The sequence below is a fragment of the Actinomycetota bacterium genome, assembly GCA_019347575.1.
Taxonomy (GTDB): Bacteria; Actinomycetota; Nitriliruptoria; order Nitriliruptorales; family Nitriliruptoraceae; genus JAHWKY01.
Genome location: JAHWKY010000001.1, coordinates 149183 through 167219, shown reverse-complemented (window position 1 = coordinate 167219; position 18037 = coordinate 149183). Strand labels below are relative to the sequence as shown.

Annotated in this window: 16 protein-coding genes; 4 read left to right on the top strand and 12 right to left on the bottom strand. The window is 71.8% G+C overall.

Annotated features, from left to right (window positions below; genetic code table 11):
• Positions 1-149: 149 nt before the first annotated feature.
• The 11 genes from KY469_00710 to KY469_00660 form a co-directional block, all read right to left on the bottom strand.
• Positions 150-362 (bottom strand): hypothetical protein, encoded by a 213-nt coding sequence (locus KY469_00710; GenBank protein MBW3661592.1) that lies wholly within the window; start codon positions 360-362, stop codon positions 150-152.
• Between the two features lie 177 nt (positions 363-539).
• Positions 540-974, bottom strand: coding sequence for a DUF983 domain-containing protein (locus tag KY469_00705; GenBank protein MBW3661591.1), 435 nt, complete (start codon positions 972-974; stop codon positions 540-542).
• Positions 971-2020 carry a gamma-glutamylcyclotransferase gene (locus KY469_00700; GenBank protein MBW3661590.1) on the bottom strand — a complete coding sequence of 350 codons (1050 nt, stop codon included), beginning with the start codon at positions 2018-2020 and terminating at the stop codon, positions 971-973. The genes KY469_00705 and KY469_00700 overlap by 4 nt, the downstream gene beginning before the upstream one ends.
• The gene (gene ligA, locus KY469_00695) at positions 2017-4014 is read right to left on the bottom strand and encodes an NAD-dependent DNA ligase LigA (protein MBW3661589.1); all 1998 of its coding nucleotides are present in this window, start codon (positions 4012-4014) and stop codon (positions 2017-2019) included. Before ligA ends, KY469_00700 begins: the two co-directional genes overlap by 4 nt.
• 148 nt (positions 4015-4162) lie before the next feature.
• Entirely contained in the window at positions 4163-5242 is a 1080-nt protein-coding gene (gene mnmA, locus KY469_00690; GenBank protein ID MBW3661588.1) for a tRNA 2-thiouridine(34) synthase MnmA, read from the bottom strand.
• On the bottom strand, positions 5242-6432 hold the full coding sequence (locus KY469_00685) for a cysteine desulfurase (protein ID MBW3661587.1): 1191 nt from the start codon (positions 6430-6432) through the stop codon (positions 5242-5244). Before KY469_00685 ends, mnmA begins: the two co-directional genes overlap by 1 nt.
• A 44-nt stretch (positions 6433-6476) precedes the next feature.
• On the bottom strand, positions 6477-8612 hold the full coding sequence (locus KY469_00680; protein ID MBW3661586.1) for a cell wall-binding repeat-containing protein: 2136 nt from the start codon (positions 8610-8612) through the stop codon (positions 6477-6479).
• On the bottom strand, positions 8609-9463 hold the full coding sequence (locus KY469_00675; GenBank protein MBW3661585.1) for a glycosyltransferase: 855 nt from the start codon (positions 9461-9463) through the stop codon (positions 8609-8611). Before KY469_00675 ends, KY469_00680 begins: the two co-directional genes overlap by 4 nt.
• A 91-nt stretch (positions 9464-9554) precedes the next feature.
• Positions 9555-10958, bottom strand: coding sequence for a hypothetical protein (locus KY469_00670; GenBank protein ID MBW3661584.1), 1404 nt, complete (start codon positions 10956-10958; stop codon positions 9555-9557).
• 2 nt (positions 10959-10960) lie between these two features.
• Positions 10961-11947, bottom strand: a complete 987-nt coding sequence (locus KY469_00665) for an electron transfer flavoprotein subunit alpha/FixB family protein (protein ID MBW3661583.1) — start codon at positions 11945-11947, stop codon at positions 10961-10963.
• Between the two features lie 43 nt (positions 11948-11990).
• A complete protein-coding gene (locus tag KY469_00660; GenBank protein MBW3661582.1) occupies positions 11991-12779 on the bottom strand; it encodes an electron transfer flavoprotein subunit beta/FixA family protein in 789 nt (262 codons plus the stop codon).
• Between the two features lie 254 nt (positions 12780-13033).
• Between KY469_00660 and KY469_00655 the strand changes: the two genes are divergently transcribed.
• From KY469_00655 to KY469_00640, 4 genes are all read left to right on the top strand, one after another.
• Positions 13034-13798, top strand: a complete 765-nt coding sequence (locus tag KY469_00655; protein ID MBW3661581.1) for a class I SAM-dependent methyltransferase — start codon at positions 13034-13036, stop codon at positions 13796-13798.
• On the top strand, positions 13795-15471 hold the full coding sequence (locus KY469_00650; protein MBW3661580.1) for a DUF1957 domain-containing protein: 1677 nt from the start codon (positions 13795-13797) through the stop codon (positions 15469-15471). The genes KY469_00655 and KY469_00650 overlap by 4 nt, the downstream gene beginning before the upstream one ends.
• 2 nt (positions 15472-15473) lie before the next feature.
• Positions 15474-16742 (top strand): glycosyltransferase family 4 protein, encoded by a 1269-nt coding sequence (locus KY469_00645; GenBank protein MBW3661579.1) that lies wholly within the window; start codon positions 15474-15476, stop codon positions 16740-16742.
• 135 nt (positions 16743-16877) lie between these two features.
• On the top strand, positions 16878-17624 hold the full coding sequence (locus KY469_00640) for an MBL fold metallo-hydrolase (GenBank protein ID MBW3661578.1): 747 nt from the start codon (positions 16878-16880) through the stop codon (positions 17622-17624).
• Positions 17625-17769: 145 nt separating this feature from the next.
• Here KY469_00640 and KY469_00635 read toward each other — a convergent pair whose 3' ends face one another.
• Positions 17770-17991 (bottom strand): DUF2905 domain-containing protein, encoded by a 222-nt coding sequence (locus tag KY469_00635; GenBank protein ID MBW3661577.1) that lies wholly within the window; start codon positions 17989-17991, stop codon positions 17770-17772.
• Between the last annotated feature and the right edge of the window lie 46 nt (positions 17992-18037).

The window sequence follows — 18037 nt, the reverse complement described above, 5'->3', positions numbered from 1 at the left end:
CCCCTTGAGGGGGGAGGGGCCGGCGTTGCCGGCGTGGGGGGTGAGGCTCGAGCGGTCGCCTGACCGTCACGACGCGACCAGAGGATGAGCGGGCGAGCGAGGGGCCCGACCCCGTGGAGGAGCCGGGCCCGTTTCCGCGCTGCGTCCCGTCAGCGCGGAGGGATGGTCTGCGCGACGAGGCGGCCGTCCTCCATCTGCTGATCGGCCGGCTCGATCTCCTGGCGCAACTCCGCCGCGCGGGCACGCAGCTCGTGGCGCCGGTCGCGCAACATCGCCGCTTCCTCGCGATCGTCGGAGCCGAGGTCCTCGAGCCGCGTGTCGATCTCGCCGAGCTCGCGCACGATCTCGCTCAACTCGCTCACGTCGTTCCTCCTGCGCGGGGCACGGACGGCCTCGACGCTGGCTCCACGATGACGCAGCGTCGGGGCGTCCGCTGGCGGGTCTCCCGGTCGGAGGACGGGAGGAGTCTGGCCGAGGACCGGCGACCGGGGCCCGTCGTACGGGGCGGCCGAGACGATGCGTGAACGGCGGTCCCGCGCTCAGATACCCGGGGGCCGCTCCCGGGCGGTGATCGCCTCCGCCTCCTCGGGCGGCTCAGGAGGGTGGAAGGCGAGGTCCAAGCCCACCCAGAGCGTCTTGGAGACGGGGTAGAAGACGACCGGGAAGGTGGCGTTCAGGAGCAAGCCGCCGATCAGGAGGCCGGTCCACGGTACGTCCGGCCAGGTGAGGACCATCCCGAGGACGAAGAACGCTCCGAACAGCGCCTCGGTGACCGCGATGTTGATCGCCATCGCCCCGAGCCAGTAGCCCTCCTCGCGGTCGTAGCGGTGCCCGCAGTGCGGGCAGCGCTCGCGCATGGCGAAGAAGCCCGTGAACACGTCCCCGCTGCCGCAGTTCGGACAGCGCCGGAGCAAGCCTCGCGTGAGCAGGCGCACGCGGCCGGGTCGCTGCGGTCGCGCTGCCACCTCGGTCACGTCCCCTTCCAGCGCCCGTCGGCGACGACCGTGCCCGGCGCGATCTCGTCGGCCGCCCACGAGTAGGCGGCCGCCCAGCCGGTCGCGCCGTCCTCGCGCGTGACCCGGACCGAGACCCGGCGGAACAGATCGGGTTCGTCCTCGATCTCGTCGACCCGACGGTACAGCTCGTGGGCCGACGCCGCGTCGCGCGGCCGCAGGACGTAGCCGTGGACGTGTTCCTCGCTGCGTCCCGCCTCGAACCGGGCTGCCGGCCAGCCGTAGAACGTGGCGCGGAGCCACCCCGGCGTCGAGGCCTCCCCGAGGACGTCCACGAGGTCGCGGATGCTGTCCCACCGGCTCATGCGCGGCTTGAGGGTTCCGTAGACGAACAGGTCGAGGTCGTCCAGCGGTGTCGGCGGCCAGACGGACCGGACTGCTCCGGCGAGGGGCACCCCGTGACGGACCGGCGCCCCGGTATCGAGCCGCGCGACCGCGTCGGCCTGCGTGAGTGGGGGCCAGGTCAACTCCTCGTCGGCCTCGTCGAGCAGCACCCGGGTGAGGTCCGTGGGTCCGTACGCGAGCGCCTCGGGCAGCAGGAACCGTCCGGCCAGCGCAACGTGGCCCACCCGGCCGATGTCGTAGTTGCCGCCCCGGCCCTCGCTGCGATCGACGGTCGGCACGTCCGCGGGGTGCACACCCAGGACCCAGGCGTCGAGCACGCTGCCGGGTGAACTCGCCAGCGTCAGGGGAACGGCGCCCGTACTCGTCGAGCGACGGGCCTCCCACACGAGGCGCCACTGGTACAGCCGGGCCGGCAGCAGCAGCGCGCCCCGCAGGTCGAGCACCTTGTCGACGAGCCGGTCGGGACTGGCGTTGGCGCCGTAGGCGACGATCCAGCGCACGTCGTCGGTGGCGAGGACCTCCGCCCCCTGTGCCGCGTCCGGGGCGCTGACTGGGCGTGAGGTGTGGCCGTCGACGCGCACGGGCCACTCATGGCCCTGGTAGACGAGCACGGGTCCGTCGGGGCGACGCCCCGGGTAGGTTGCCGGATCGAACCGGCTCACGGCAGTTCACCCGTCTCCAGGAGCCTGACGAGCTGGGGCTCGTCGAGGACCGGCACGCCGAGGTCGCGCGCCTTGTCCAGCTTCGAGCCGGCGTTCTCGCCCACGATGACCGCGGTGGTCCTGCTCGAGACGCTGCCGGTGACCTTCGCTCCCCGTGCCTCGAGCGCGGCCTTTGCCTCGTCACGGGAGTAGCCCTCGAGCGTCCCGGTCACGACGAGCGTCATGCCCGCCAGTGCGTCGTTCGTCTCGACCCGCTCGGCCCGGGTGTTCACGCCGAGCTGCTCGAGGTCGGCGAGCAGCTGGCGGTTGCGATCGGTGGCGACGTAGTTCGCGATGGCCTCGGCGATGGTCGGGCCGATGCCATCGACCGCGGCGAGCTCGTCCTCGCTGGCCGTCACGATGGCGTCGAGCGAGCCGAAGTGCCGAGCCAGGAGCTTGGCCACGGTCGGTCCGACGTGACGGATGTTCAGCGCGACCAGCAGCCGGTCGAGCGGACGCCCCTTCGCCTCCTCGATCGAGGTCAGGAGGTTGTCGACCGACCTCTCCCCCCAGCCCTCCAACGCGAGCAGGTCCTCGCGGTGCTCGGCGAGTCGGAACACGTCCGCGAGGTCGGCAACGAGGCCCTCGTCGAGCAGCAGCTTGACGGTCTTCTCACCCAGCCCCTCGATGTCCAGCGCCCCGCGGCCGGCGAGGTGGGTGAGCGATTCGAACAGCCGGTTGGGGCAGTCGACGTTCTCGCAGAAGTGGTGAGCCTCGCCCTCGGGTCGGACCAGCGTGCTGCCGCAGAACGGGCACTCGGCGGGCATGTGCCACGGCTCGGCTCCGGCGTGGCGCTTGGAAGCGACCGGGCCGACGACCTCGGGGATCACGTCACCAGCGCGGCGGACCATCACGGTGTCGCCGACGCGCACGTCCTTGGCGTGGACCTGGGTCTCGTTGTGCAAGGTCGCGTAGGTGACGGTCACTCCGCTGACGACGACGGGTTCGAGGACGGCGTAGGGCGTCACCTTGCCCGTCCGTCCGACGTTCACCTCGATCGCCTGCAGGCGCGTCTCCTTCTCGATCGGCGCCATCTTGTAGGCGAGCGCCCAGCGTGGGGCGCGGGCCGTGGTTCCCAGCCTCGCCCGTTGCTCGAGATCGTCGACCTTGATGACGACGCCATCGATCTCGTAGCCCGGGTCGTGGCGGTGTTCGGTCCAGTGCGTGATGTAGCCCCAGACATCGTCGACGTCGTCAGCGAGCTTGGTCTGCTGGGGCGTGGGAAGTCCCACGGACCGCATCCAGGCGAACGCCTCGGACTGGGTCGCGAAGCCCGTCCCCTCCAGCGCCCCCAGGCCGTGGCACCACACCGCCAGGGGACGCCGCCGGGTCACCTGCGGGTCCTTCTGTCGCAGCGCCCCGGACGCGGCGTTGCGGGGGTTCATGAACGCAGCCTCGCCGCGCTCGATGCGCTCCTCGTTGAGTCGTTCGAAGTCGTCCAGCGGGTAGTAGACCTCGCCCCGCACCTCGATCACCTCGGGCGGGGCGTCGGTGTCGAGCCGGTACGGGACGTTGCCGATCGTCATGACCTGGGGCGTGACCTCCTCGCCGACGACCCCGTTCCCCCGCGTCGCTGCGACCGCCAGGACCCCCCGCCGGTAGGTCATCGAGATGGCGACGCCGTCGATCTTCAGCTCGCACAGCAGCCGCGGCATCTTCCCGTCGAGGCCGCGGCTGATCCGTTCCGCCCAGGCATCGAGCTCCTCGCGGCTGAACGCGTTGTCGAGCGACAGCATCGGCTCGAGGTGGGTGTAGGGCGGGAACGCGGTGTCGCGGGGCGCACCCACGAGCTGCGACGGCGAGTCGGGCGTGACCAGCTCGGGGTAGGCGTCCTCGATGGCCTGCAGCTCACGCAACCGCTCGTCGTACTCGGCGTCCGGCATCGCCGGGTCGGAGAGCACGTAGTAGCGGTAGTTGGCGTCCCGCAGCTCCCTGGCCAGCTCGTCGTGCCGCACGCGCGCCTCCGCGAGCGAACTCGGGACGTCGGACAACGAGACGACCTCCGGTCGAGAGGCCCCGATCGTAACGACGCCCCCTGACCGAACTTGAACGGCCGGGGGCACCAGGGTGCACCCAGGTATCCAGGTTCCGAGGAAGTGCGCGTCAGGCGACGGGGAGCTGCGGCGCGCGGTCCGCGGTGCCGATGACACCCCCGCCGAGGCACTCGTCGCCGTGGTAGAGGACGGCGGCCTGTCCGATCGCCACGCCGTACAGCGGCTCATCGACCTCGACGCGGTGGCCGTCAAGACAGGCCGGGACCGGCCTGCCGTGGGCGCGGATCTGGACCGTCAGACCGCCCGTGCCGTCCGTGGGCGGGGCGCCGGAGATCCAGTGGAGGTCGTCGAGTTCGAGCCAGTGGCACGCGAGTGCTTCGCGCGCCCCGACCACCACCCGTCGCTGCCGGGCGTCGAGGTCGACGACGAAGCGTCGCTCGTGATCACCGAGGCCGAGGCCGCGGCGCTGGCCGATCGTGTAGCGCCAGACGCCTCGGTGCTGGCCCAGCACGCGACCGTCGAGGTCGACGATGTCGCCTGGGGCGTCGGAGACACGGCCCTCGAGGTAGCCGGCGGTGTCGCCCGCGGGGATGAAGCAGACGTCGTAGGACTCCGGCTTGGTCGCCGTCCGCAGCCCGCGCTCCCGCGCCATGGACCGCACCTCGACCTTCGTGTACGCCCCGACGGGGAACCGGCTGTGGCGCAGCTGCTCCTGGGATGCGCGGTACAGCACGTAGGTCTGGTCCTTGCGGCGATCCGTGGGGCGCCGGAGCGACACGCGTCCCCGGTTCTCGGTCAGGGCCACGTGGTGGCCGGTCGCGAGCACGTCGAAGCCGAGGGTGCGGGCCCGCTCGAGCAGCGCGGCGTACTTCACGCGGTCGTTGCAGGTGATGCAGGGGTTGGGAGTGCGCCCCGCCGCGTACTCGGTGGCGAAGGGGGCTTGCACCTCACGCCGGAACACGTCGGACAGGTCCCAGACGTAGAAGTCGACGCCGAGGACCTGCGCCACGCGACGGGCGTCCTGGGCGTCATCGAGGGTGCAGCAGCCCTGTCCGGGAACCTGCTCGGCGAGGTCGACGTCGGCGAGCTTGAGGTGCACGCCGGTGACGTCGTGACCCTCGTCGACGAGGAGCGCAGCCGCGAGCGACGAGTCGACCCCTCCGCTCATGGCGACGAGCACGCGGGCCATCAGGTCACCGCCTCGCCGGCACGGAGCTTCGCGATGATCTCGGGCACCAGCGCCGTGGCGCGCTCGACCTCCTCATCGGTCGTGGTCCATCCCAGCGACAGCCGCAGTGCCGCATCGCCGTCGACCCCGGCGGCCTCCAGCACGTGGCTGGCCCGCGCCGAACCCGACGAGCACGCCGCCCCGCCCGATGCCCGCACACCCGCCTGGTCGAGCGCGAACGTGAGGGCTTCGCCCTCCACACCGTCGATGGACAGGTGCAGGTGCGATGCCAGACGGCGGGCCGGGTCGGCGGGACCGTTCCGGCGCACCCCGTGGAGCGTCGTCAACACGGCGGACAGCCGATCGGTCCACCCCGGCAGCCGCGACGCCAGCTCCGCGCGGTCCAACGTCGCCGCTTCAACCGCGGCGGCACAGGCGGCATCGAGCGCGGCCGCGAACGTCCCGGAACGCACGCCCCGGTCCTGACCCCCGCCGTGCGCGATCGGGACGATCGGCACACCGCGTCGCAGGTAGGCGACGCCGACCCCCTGCGGGCCGCCGAACTTGTGCGCCGACAGCGCCAGCGCGTCGACGCGGAGGTGACCGAGGTCCACCGGTAGCGTCGCGAACGCCTGCACGGCATCGGTGTGGAGCGCAGCCGGGTGATCGGCGAGCGCGTCAGCGAGCGTCGCGACGTCGTTCACCGCGCCGAGCTCGTTGTTGGCGGTCATCACCGAGACCACGGCGGTGTCGTCGCGGACGGCGTCGAGGATCGCGTCGACGGGCACGGTGCCGTCGGCGTCAGGGGCGACCCAGGTCACGGTGAACGCCTGCGCGTCGGCCAGCCACGACGCCGCGTCACGGACCGCAGGGTGCTCGACGGCGGACACGACCAGGTGGCGCCGCCCGGACTCGGCACCGGCCCACGCGAGACCCTTCACGGCGAGGTTGTCCGCCTCGGTGCCGCCCGAGGTGAACACGATGTCGTGGGGGTGCGCGCCAAGCGCAGTGGCGACCCGCTCGCGTGCCTCTTCGACGGCGACGCGGGCACGCCGTCCCGCGGCGTGCGACGACGAGGCGTTGCCGACGACCGCACCGTCCTCGCCGAGCCACGACCGCAACGCCGCCCGCGCCTCGGGGCGCAGCGGCGTGCTCGCCGCGTGATCCAGGTACACCTCCACCTTCGGCGACGGCGCATCCGCGCCGTCGATCCTGGCCCCGCGGTCCGGAGGGTTACGAACGATGTCAGCCACGGTCAGCCACGCTCGATCCGGAAGATGGTGCTGACGTTCATGACGTAGAGCTCGCCGTCCGCACCGATGCCGAACGAGCGGGGCGAGCCGACGGCGGCGAGGTCCGCGGTCCAGTCGGTGACCTGGGCCGCGCTGCCGGACTGCGACCGCAGGCTGCCGATCATCCCGCTGCACAGATCGCCGAACAGGAAGTGGCCACGCAGCTCCCCGATGGCGCTGCCGCGGTAGACCTCCCCGCCGATGATGGCGCACTGTCCACCGCTGCGTGCGTACTCGTGGATCGGGCCCGTCAGCGCCTCCTCGCCGGGGCACTTCGTCGACCCGGGTCCCGCGTGCTCGCCCTCACGGCAGGGCCAGCCGTAGTTGATGCCGCCGATGCCGGGAGGCAGCAGGTCGACCTCCTCCCAGCCTCCCTGACCGACATCGGCGATGAACGTCTCGCCCGTGACGGGATCGGAACCGGCCCGGAAGGGGTTGCGCAGGCCCAGCGCCCAGATGCGGTCGTCGCCGTTGCGTCCGACGAAGGGGTTGTCGGACGGGGCGGCTGCGACACCCGGCGTGGCGACGTCGAGCCGCAGCACCGATCCGGGCAGCGTCGTGATGTCCTGGCCGTTGTCGAACGTGTCGTTGCTTCCGCCCTCGTCGCCGAGGAACAGGTACAGCATGCGGTCAGGACCGAACGTCAGGGTGCCTCCGTTGTGGTTGGGCGCCCGCTGGTCGACCCGGAGCAGCTCACGGCGGGAGCCGGGATCGGCACGGGTGCCGTCGCTCGAGGCGCGGTACTCGGCGAGGATCGTGTCGCCGTCGCCAGAGTGGCTGTGGTGGACGAAGACGCGCGGGTCGGAGGGGTAGTCGGGGTGGAACGCGACCCCCAGCAGACCGCGCTCACCGTCGGTGCGGGTGGGGACCTCGAGGAACGGCACGGCGGCCTTCGTGCCGCCGTCGGCCAGCCAGATGCGACCCATGGTCTGCTCGCCGTCGACGGAACGGCCGCGCTCGAACACGAACGTGTGCTCGTCGGCGACGAGCAGCCCGAGTGGGTCGGAGAACACGCCGGCAGTGGCCCACACGGCCGCACGCAGCGTCAGTCCATCGAGGCCGTTAACACGCGCGGTGACCTGGTCGGCGGTCGCCCTCGGGATGGCCCGAGTGCCCCCGGTCAGGGTCAGCTGCGTGATGCTGTCACGACGGGTCCAGAGCACCTCGGCGGTGGCTCGCGCGCGATCGAGATCGTCGGGGTGCACGAGCAGCAGCACACCACCGCGGGCGACGGCGGCGGGCGCGGCCCCGAGGCTGTCGGGGAAGTCGAGGCCGGTCGACAGCAGCGCGACGTCGAGATCAGCGCCCAGGTTCGCTGCCTGCTGTGCGAGGAGCCGCGCGGTGTCGTAACGGTCCGCACCTCCGATGCGGTCGCGCGAGACGCCGGAACCGAGCTGATCCTGTGTGCTGGACGGGATCGCCGCAGGGCCGCCCACGACCGTCACCCGGGACGCTCCGAGATCCTCGATGGCCTGGTTGGTCGCCTCAGGCACCCGGTCGCGCTCGGTGAGCAGCACAGGTCGGTGGCCGTACCCCGCGAGCACGCCAGCCACGAGCGCGTCGGGCCAGGCTCGTGACTCCGACTCCGGGTGGCGCCCGAGCGCGACGAGGACGTGGTCACCGGCATCTGCGTCACCTGCGGCGCGCCACCGCCTCGCTGCCTCGTCCGCAGCCAGCGCTGCGGTCGCGAAGCGATCGTCACCGCCCAAGCGCACCACGTCGTGGTCCCGTTCGAGCGCAGCCTGCACGTCAGGGCCCTGCGCGGCGTCGCCGCCCATGAGGTAGACGGTGTCCACCCCGAGGCGGTCGAGCTCCCGCTCGACCCGGCCGTCGAGCCGATCGCGTTCGTTGAGCAGGACCGGGCCTCGGGCGGCAGCGGCGAGGGGCGCCGCAGCCAGTGCGTCGGCGAAGGTCCAGGCGTCGGCGACGACGGCCACGCTGGCGACGTCGAAGCTCGTGCGTGACAGCTCGACCGCCGTCTCGATCCGGTCCTCGCCGGCGACCCGCTCGACCTCCACAGCCGCGGATGTCGGCGTCGCCAGCAGCGGTAGGAGTCCCACCGCGAGGACCGTCAGGATGGCGAAGGTCCGCCTCGTCATCCGCGCATCCTCAGCCGTCCCACGCGGCGTCCCAGGCTCAGGGCCGCCTCCAGCTGCCGCGCTTGGCCGGGGACCAGGTGCTTGCTACCGAACCTCAACGCGCCCTCCTCGAACCACGCCCACCGGTGGTCGTCGAGGGTGTCGGCGGTCTTGGCTCCGGCGTCCACGAACGGGGTGCACGGCAGCAGACGCACCTCCCATCGCGCTTCGCGGGCGCGGTAGCACAGGTCCGCGTCCTCCCAGTACAGGAAGAAGGACTCATCGAAGCCGTCGAGCTGCTCGAAGCACTCACGCCGCACGAGCATCGTCCCGCTCATGACGTGGCCCTCGACGCGCATGTCGTCCACGACGGTGGACGCGTCCGAGGTCGAGACGCGAGGACGCAGCATCCCGCCAGCCGCGGCGCGGAGGCGGGCCGCGTCGAGTCCCGCCGCGAAGGTCAAGGCCCGCCGGATCGAGGTGGGTCCCCAGGCCGAGGGGATCCGGGTCCCATCGGTCCCGACCACGGGACCGGTCGCGATACCCACTGCGGGGCGGTCGTCGAGCTCGCGCGTCAGCTCGGTGAGCGAGGGACCGGAGATGCGGACGTCGGGGTGGAGGAAGGCCACGTACTCGCAGTCGCGGTCGAACAGGTGCCGTGCCCCGACGTTGGCAGCTGTAGAGAACCCCTTGTTGGCGGCGAGCGCCACCACCTCGTGGTCGCGCCCGTCGGGGGGACCATCGGGGCTGGCGTCGTCGACGATGACGACCGGAGCATCGGGCTCGTGCTCGGCGAGCCCGCGCAGCAGCTTGGGCAGCACGCGCGCCGACCCGTAGGTGACGACGCACACACCCGTACGCCCCGCCTGCACCACCACCTCCTGCGCGTCCGTCCGCGAGGCACGACGCTACCTGGAAGCTCGCGCCACCGCAGCGCACGGCTCGTGTCGGCCGGGACGCCGATCAGCGCAGATCGGCGAACACGCTCCCCGCCGTCTGAGCGTTGCGCTGCACCGCTGCGGCGTCCGCCCCAGCCAGGGTCACGGGCACGCCGACGGCGGCTTCGAGCCGCTCCTCGAGCGCCGCGGAGACGGTCTCGTCGAGGGGGGGTGCGGCCTCGACGAGGACCTGATCGGTCTTCCGGCGACCCTTCGGTGGACGCACCTCGGTCCGCCACGCCGTGATGCCGGGCTCGACACCGAGCACGACCGCAGCGCCACGCAGATCCGCTCGGAAGACACCATCCTCCGTGGTGATCGCCGGTTCCCACGCGCCTTCGATGACCTCGCCGCTGACCCGGGGGACGGTCCGTCCGCAGCCAGGGCAGGCGGCGTCCGTCACGCCCGACACGTACGCGCCGGTCTGGTACCGGACGAGGACGGTGCCGTGCCAGCCGACGTTGGTGAGCGTCAGGTCGCCGTCCTCGCGCGCGGGACGGCCGGAGGAGGGATCGATGACCTCGACGAACTCCAGATCAGGGTAGGTGTGCAGGCCGTTGTCCGCGGAGCACTCGGCCCACAGAGCGCGTGCGCCGGATGGACCCCACAGCGCGAGGACGCGCAGGCCGCGAGCGGTGCCGGCAGCGAGCCAGGCCTCCTCGATCCTGGCGCGCTGGTCCGCCTGCGGTGGCGGCCCGAGCAGCAGGAGTGTGCGGACGGTGCTGAGGTCGACCCCGTGTTCGATCATCGCGGCGGCGAGCGAGATCGCCTCCGCGACAGGCACCGCCACCGCGGTCGCCGGAACCTGGCCGAAGCTCTCGCTCACGGTGTCGGCAGGCTCGCCGCTCCCGCGGGGATGCAGAGCGAGCAGCGACGCACCCAGCGCGAGGTGGTAGGTGCCCCAGAACGCCAAGGTGGGGCTAGCCGGGACCGCAGAGACCACGTAGTCGTCCTCGCTCAGGCCGAGCACGGCGGCGGCCCGTGCCCCGGCGAGGTGCAACCGATCGAGGTCGGAGCGGCTGTAGGCGAGGGTGAGCAAGCCGTCCCGGCCCGTCCGCTGGAGGTGGATGGGCTTGTACTCCTCGAGCAGCGCGCGGCGTTTGCCCTCGGCGCCGGCGGACCGGATGCGCTCCGCGATCGAGCGCAGGACGTCGCCCGAGGCGCGTGCCTTGACCTGGTCCTCGCTCGGTCGCAGGACCAGGTCAGGTCCTCCGGGACCGCCCGCGTGCACGACCTCCGCCTCGCGTGCCGTCGGCAGACGCGTGAGGTCCTCGACCTCCTCGATGCTCGCCACGTCCACGTCGTGGACCCGGAACCACTCGGCCCAGAAGCGACTGGCCGCGGCGACCTCGGGTAGCCAGGTCCGCAGCTTCTCTCCGGCGATGCGCGCGCGGTCGCCCGACGTCCTGCGATCCCACGGCGCCACCATCGTCAGTCGCCCTTGCGCTTCTTGATCTCCTCGATCAAGGCGGGGACGACCTTGTACAGGTCACCGACGACGCCGAAGTCCGCGATGGAGAAGATCGGGGCGTCAGGGTCCTTGTTGATGGGGACGATGTTCTGCGCCGTCTGCATCCCGGCCCGGTGCTGGATCGCGCCGGAGATACCACAGCCGATGTACAGGGACGGCGAGATGGTGCGCCCCGTCTGACCGATCTGGAAGCGGTGCGGGTACCAACCGGCGTCGGTGGCGGCGCGGGACGCACCGACCCCGGCACCGATCGTGTCGGCGAGCTCCTCCATCAACCTGAAGCCCTCCTCCTCGCCCAGGCCGCGGCCACCCGCGACGACGGTGGCGGCTTCGGCGATGTCGGGGCGCTCCCCCGAGACCTGCTTCTCGACCGAGACCACCTTGGTCTTGGTCGCGTCCTCGGACAGCGACACATCGAGGCTGACGACCTCGGGCGCGCCCCCATCGCCCTCCTCGGCGGCGACGGCGTTCGTGTTCAGGCCGAACAGCTGCAGCTTGCCCTCGGCGACCTTGGCCTTGCTGATCATGTCGCCGCCGAAGACCTCCTTCGTGCCGAGGATCCGGCCGCCTTCGACCTCGACGTCGGAGCAGTCGGTGATGATCCCGCCGTCGCAGCGGATGGCGAGGCGCGACGCCACGTCCTTGGTGTGGTTGGTCGACGCGAACAGGATCCCGGCGACGTCGCCGTCCTCGACGATCTTCTGCAGCGCCTCGACCTGGGGCAGGGTGACGTAGCCGTGGGCATCCTCGGAATCCCAGTGGTACAGCTTCTGGGCGCCGAAGCGGCCCAGGGTCTCGGCGTGATCGCCGGCACCGGGTCCGAGCCACACCGCGGCGATCGTGTCCCCGGTCTCGGCCGCGAGCCTGCGGGCCGCGGTCAGTAGCTGCAGCGACACCTTGCGAGGCTTGCCGGCGCCGTGGTCGATGAGGACCAGCAGTTCGCTCATCCGTCTTCCTCGTCTGTCGTTCCGGTCGGGATGTGGCCGCGGATCAGATGAACTTCTTCTCCTGGAGCCAGTCGGCGAGCGCACTGGCTCCGACGCTGCCGCTGCCGTCGTCCTCGACGATGGTCCCCGCCTCCTTCGGAGGCCGCGGCTGCGCGTCCTGGATCTGTGCGGCGGCGTTGGCGAGACCGACCTCGGAGGGATCGACGCCGATGTCGGCGAGCGACTTGGTGTCCAGAGGCTTGGACTTGGCCGCCATGATCCCCTTGAACGACGGGTACCGGGGCTCGTTGATGGCTTCCACGACCGAGACGATGGCTGGCAGCGAGCTCTCGACGACGTCCCAGCCCTCCTCGTGCTCACGGTGGACCGTCACCGTCTCGCCGTCGATCTCGATGTGCCGCGCGAAGGTCAGCGCCTGGCGGTTGAGCAACTCCGCCACCGCGGCAGGGACGATGCAGGTGCGAGCATCCGTGGACTGGCTACCGAAGATCACGAGGTCGGCGTCCAGGTCCTCGAGCGCCTTGGCGAGGATGCGGGCGATGCCCAGCGCGTCGGAACCGTGGACGCCCTCGTCGGTGACCTGCACGGCCGCATCGAGCCCGTAGCTGAGCGCCTTGCGGACCGTCGCCTGCGCCGCTTCGGGTCCGATGCAGAGGGCGACGATCTCGTCGGCCTTGCCGGCTTCCTTCAGCTGCAGCGCGGTCTCGATCGACCACTCGTCGAGCGGGTTCAGGACCGCCTCGACCGACTCGCGGTCGCTGGTCATGTCGTCGCTGAGCTTCTTCTCTCCAGCGGTGTCCGGGACGCGCTTGACGGGGACCACGATCTTCATCGGGACGTTTCCCTTCCTGGGTGCGACGCCGCGCCGGGCATCGGCGACAGGGACGGTGCCGCGGTGACGTCGTGTCGCCTGGCCGGCGACCGCGCCCCGGCAGGTCTGGCGAGCGTAACCGTGCGCTGCAGGCGCCTAGCCCCGGCCGGATGGCCGGTCCGGGAGGGCTTGGTACCGGGCGGTCCGACGCCGAGTCAAGTTGACACCAACGTCAACCGGGCCACGGGGCCCCCTCGCCCCTACGCTTCGCGGCCGTGACGTCACCGCCCCGCCCCCCACTCGCGCTCACCGGCGAGCGCACGCTCCCGGGCATCCCCGACGAGCGCTACTGGTTCGAGCGTCACCTCGTCGCGTACAACCTCGCCGGACGCGACGTCGCCGGCGAGCGTGTGCTCGATGCGGGCTGTGGCGAGGGCTACGGCCTGGCCCACCTGGTCGAGGCCGGCGCCGCCGCCGTCATCGGCGTGGATCTCGAGCCTGCAGTGATCGATCACATCGAGGCCACCTACGCGGCGGATCCCCGGATCGAGGTGCTGCAGGCCGACCTCGGAGCGCTGCCGCTCGAGGACGGCAGTGTCGACCGGGTGGTGTCGTTCCAGGTCATCGAGCACGTCCACGACGTCCCCGCCTACCTCGCCGAGCTGCGCCGCGTGACCTCCCCGGGGGGCCAAGTGCACATCGCGACCCCGAACCGGCTGACCTTCACGCCGGGGTCGGACACGCCGGTCAACCCCTTCCACGTGCGCGAGTTCACCGCCGACGAGCTGGCGGACGAGCTGCGCAGCGCCGGGTTGGAGGTGGATGCGGTCCTCGGGGTCCACCACGGGCGCCGGCTGCGTGCGCTCGAGCGGCTGGCGCGCCGTCCGCTCACGGACGTCCTCACTGCCGGCGAGCCGCCGAGCTGGCCTCGGTGGATCCGCGCGGCCGTGCACCGCGTGCGCCACACCTGGTTCGAGGTGCGCCGCGACGACCCCGAGACGAGCCTCGACCTCATCGCCGTGGCCCGGCCGGCGCCATGAGAGGCGAGGTCGCGTTCGTCCTGCACACCCACCTACCCCACCTGCGTGGCCACGGGGTCTGGCCCGTCGGCGAGGAGTGGTTGTTCCAGGCGTGGGGCGGGGCGTGGCTGCGGGTCACGCAGGTCCTGCTGCGGCTCGCCGAGCGCGGGCACCGGGATGTCCTGACGCTGGGCGTCTCGCCGCTGACCGCGTGGCAGCTGGCCGACCAGCGACTGCGTAACGACCTCGGCACCTGGCTGACGATCCAGATGTGGCGCGCTGAGGAGCAGCGGAGCCTGCCGATCGTGCCGGACCGGCACGTCCGCGAGCTCGGCAGCTACTACTGGCGCCACTACGCCGACCTGCTGCGCACCCACGAGGAGGTCGAAGCGGCCGGTGGGCTGCTCGCGGTGTGGGCCGACCTCGACTCACGCGGCGTCATCGAACTGCTAGGAGGGCCCGCGACCCACCCCTACCTGCCGCTGGTGCGCGATTCCGGCATCATCGACCGCCAGCTCGCCTGCGGCCTGGACGCCCACGAGGCCTGGACGGGGCGGCGACCCCGCGGGATCTGGGCGCCCGAGTGCGCCTACCGGCCGCGGGGCGCCGTCGCGGACGCGACCGCCGTCCCCACCGAGGTGGACGAGCACGGCACGCCGGAGCTACCCAGGACCGGGCCGGAGCGGGCTGGACTCGAGGAGCACTACGCGCGCCACGGCATCGACCATTTCCTCGTCGACGCCCCGACCCTCGTGCGGGCCGCCAGCGGCCCCGACCGCGACTGGACCTCGCGCCCCGCCGTCCCCGATCCGGCGGCCGGAGATCCCTACGAGGTGGTCCACGATGGGGTGCTGGTGGGCGACAGCGACGTCGCGGTGTTCGCGCGCGATCTGTCCGTCGCCTACCACGTGTGGTCGCCGACGGCCGGATACCCCGGCGACGAGTGGTACCGCGACTTCCACGCGCACGGCAGCTTCGGCGTGCACCCGTCCTGGCGGGTGACCGACAAGCGGCTGCCACCGGACGCCAAGGCGGTGTACCTGCCGGAGCGTGCCGTCGCGCGGGCTGCGCGCGATGCCGACCACCTCCACGGGGTCCTGCGCGAGGTGCTCGACCCGCGTCCCGGCGGCCTGGTCGTCGCCGCCTACGACACCGAGCTGTTCGGTCACTGGTGGTTCGAGGGCCCGCTGTGGCTGCAGCTGCTCCTGGAGCGCGTCGCCGATGACCCGGCGGTGACGACCACGACGCTGGCGAGGCGTCTGGAGCGTCGCCCGCCGACGCGCCGGCTCGACCTCCCCGAGTCCTCCTGGGGCTACGCCAAGGGCCACGCGAGCTGGGTGACGCCCGAGACCCGGTGGATCTGGGACGAGATCGCCCGTGCCGACGCACGCTGGAAGGTGTCGGGACCGGGGGGGGAAGCACGGGTGGCCGCACAGGCCGCCCGCGAGCTCGAGCTACTCCGCTGCAGCGACTGGCCATTCATGATCACACGCGGCAAGTCACCGGACTACGCGCGCGACCGTGTGCGCGGTCACGCGGCACGGTTCCACGCGCTGTGCGATCGACTGGAGGGCGGCGCGGAGGCGATCACCGATGGCGAGCTGGCACGGTTCGAGGAACTCGACCCCTATCCCGACGACGTGGGCTCTCTCGTAGCGGTTGCCGCGGAGGCATCGGACGTGAGAGGCTCCTGACCGTGCGCGTCCTGGTGCTGTCGTGGGAGTACCCGCCACGGGTCGTCGGCGGGTTGGGCCGGCACGTCTTCCAGCTGACCCGTGCGCTCGCCGGTCTCGGACACGACGTCCACGCGGTCACGCGCGAGCACCCCGACGCTCCGTCCGAGGAGAACGTCGGCGGGGTTCAGGTCACCCGTGTGAGCGAAGGCCCACCGGTCGTGCCCTTCGACCACCTGATCCCATGGGTGTTGGCGTTCAACAACACCGTGCAGGCCGCGGCCCACCGCGTCATGGAGCAGCACCGCTTCGACGTCGTGCACGCTCACGACTGGCTCGTCGCCTACGCGGCCGCCGGCCTCAAGGGCGCCGAGGACGTGCCGCTGGTCACGACGATCCACGCGACCGAGTACGGCCGTCACCAGGGTTACCTCCCCGGGCCGATGAACAAGCTGATCCACCAGGTCGAGTGGTGGCTGACGTACGAGGCACGCCGCGTCATCACGTGCTCGCGCTACATGCGTGACCAGGTCCGCGACATCTTCCTCCTGCCGTCGGAGAAGGTCGACGTCATCCCCAACGCGGTGAGCGTCGACGACTTCGCGGTCCCGGCCTCGGAGGTCGAAGCGTTCCGGCGCGAGGTGACGCCACGGGGCGAGAAGATGGTGCTGTTCGCGGGGCGCCTGGAGTACGAGAAGGGTGTGCAGACCGTCCTGCACGCCATGGAGCGCCTACTCGACGAGGTCGGACCGGTGCGCTTCTTCGTCGCCGGCGTGGGCACGTACTCGGACGAGCTCAAGCAGCTCGTCACCGAGCTCGACCTCGACGACCACGTCACCTTCACGGGCTTCCTCGAGGACCACGACCTGCGCCTGCACTACGCCGCCGCCGACGTCGCGGTCGCCCCGAGCATCTACGAGCCGTTCGGACTGGTGGCGGTCGAGTCGCTGGCCTGCGGCACGCCCGTCGTGGTCGGGGACACCGGCGGGCTGCGCGAGATCGTGGCGGACGGGAGCGGCCTGCGGTTCCCTCCGGGCGATCCCGAGGGACTGGCGGACTGCATCATCGAGATCCTCACCGACGAGGTGCTGGCCGCCGAGCTCATCGCACGCGGACGTGCACGCATCCGCGAGCGCTTCGACTGGCGGGCTGTCGCGGCCCGCACCGTCGAGGTGTACGGCCGTGCCATCGAGGAGGAGCGCGCGCTGTCCGGCGGTCGGGACGCGCGGCCGCCGCTGCGCCGGATCCTGCACGGCTCCGCGCTGCTCGACCTCGACGGCGCCGCCGGCTGACCTCCCCCGCCCCGCCGGCGTGGGGCGCAAGGTTGAACCGCTGAACCTGTACGTCCGGTTCAACGGTGCAACCTTCCGTCGGGCGGCCGTGCGTCGCGGCTCGTAGGGTGCTGGTGGCCGATCGGGAGGCATGTCGTGCAAATCGGAACCGAGGTCGGCCCGGGCATCTACGTGCTCGGGGCGGAGGTCGTGAACTACCACGTCCTCGAGGACGAGGGGCGGCTCACCGTGATCGATGCTGGAGGCGGGCGCCACTACGGTCAGCTCCGGGGCTTCCTCGACCGTCAGGGCTGGCCGCTCGACGCGCTCGAGGTGGTGCTGCTCACCCACACCCACTCGGATCACATCGGCTTCGCCGAGCAAGCACGGGCGGACGCCGGGGCGCGGGTGATGGTGCACGAGGCAGATGCGGTCATCGCGACCGGCGGGGACGACGGCCGCTCCAACGAGACTGGCGTCACCGGCTACCTGCGCCACCCCGCCGCGTGGAAGACCATCTTCACGTTGCTGCTAGCCGGAGGGGCGAAGATCGTGCCCGTCGCCGAGGTCGCAACGTTCGCCGACGGCGAGGTGCTCGACGTGCCGGGGCGCCCGCAGGTGGTGCACGCCCCGGGCCACACCCTCGGCAACTCCACGTTGCACGTCGCCGACCGCGGGGTGCTCTTCTCGGGCGATGCGCTGGTGACGTGGAACCCGCTCACGGGACGCGATGGCCCGCAGATCATGCCCGCCGCCTTCAACGAGTCGAGCGAGCAGGCCCTGGCGTCGCTCGACCGCCTGGAGGCACTCGACGCCGAGATCGTGCTCCCCGGCCACGGGCCGCCGTGGGGCGGCGGCATCGCGACCGCCGTCGACCGCGCGAGGTCCGCGGGGCGCTCCTGACCCGTCTCGCCGTCCGTGTCCCGCTTCCTGGTGCCGATACGCAACGGGACCGGCACACCGACCGCCTCATCGGCGGCGGCACCCCGTCCGTGTGTAGCTGCGCTCGGTCATGACCGAGCCGAGCTACACACCAACCGTCCCGGGCTCAGCGCCACCACCGCAGCAGCAGGTTGATCACCACGGTCAGCACGATCGACGCCACGATCATCGACACGATCGGCACGTACACCCTCGTCCGCTCCCCCTCGATGCGGACGTCACCCGGCAACCGCCCGAACCACGACAACGCCCCCACCCAGATCAGCGCACCGATGACGACCACCGCGACCCCGATCGCGATGACCGCCAGACCCACGTTCCGGTTCACGAGCTAGAGCGTACGGGGCGCAAGACGAAGGGCCGGCCCTGGGGCC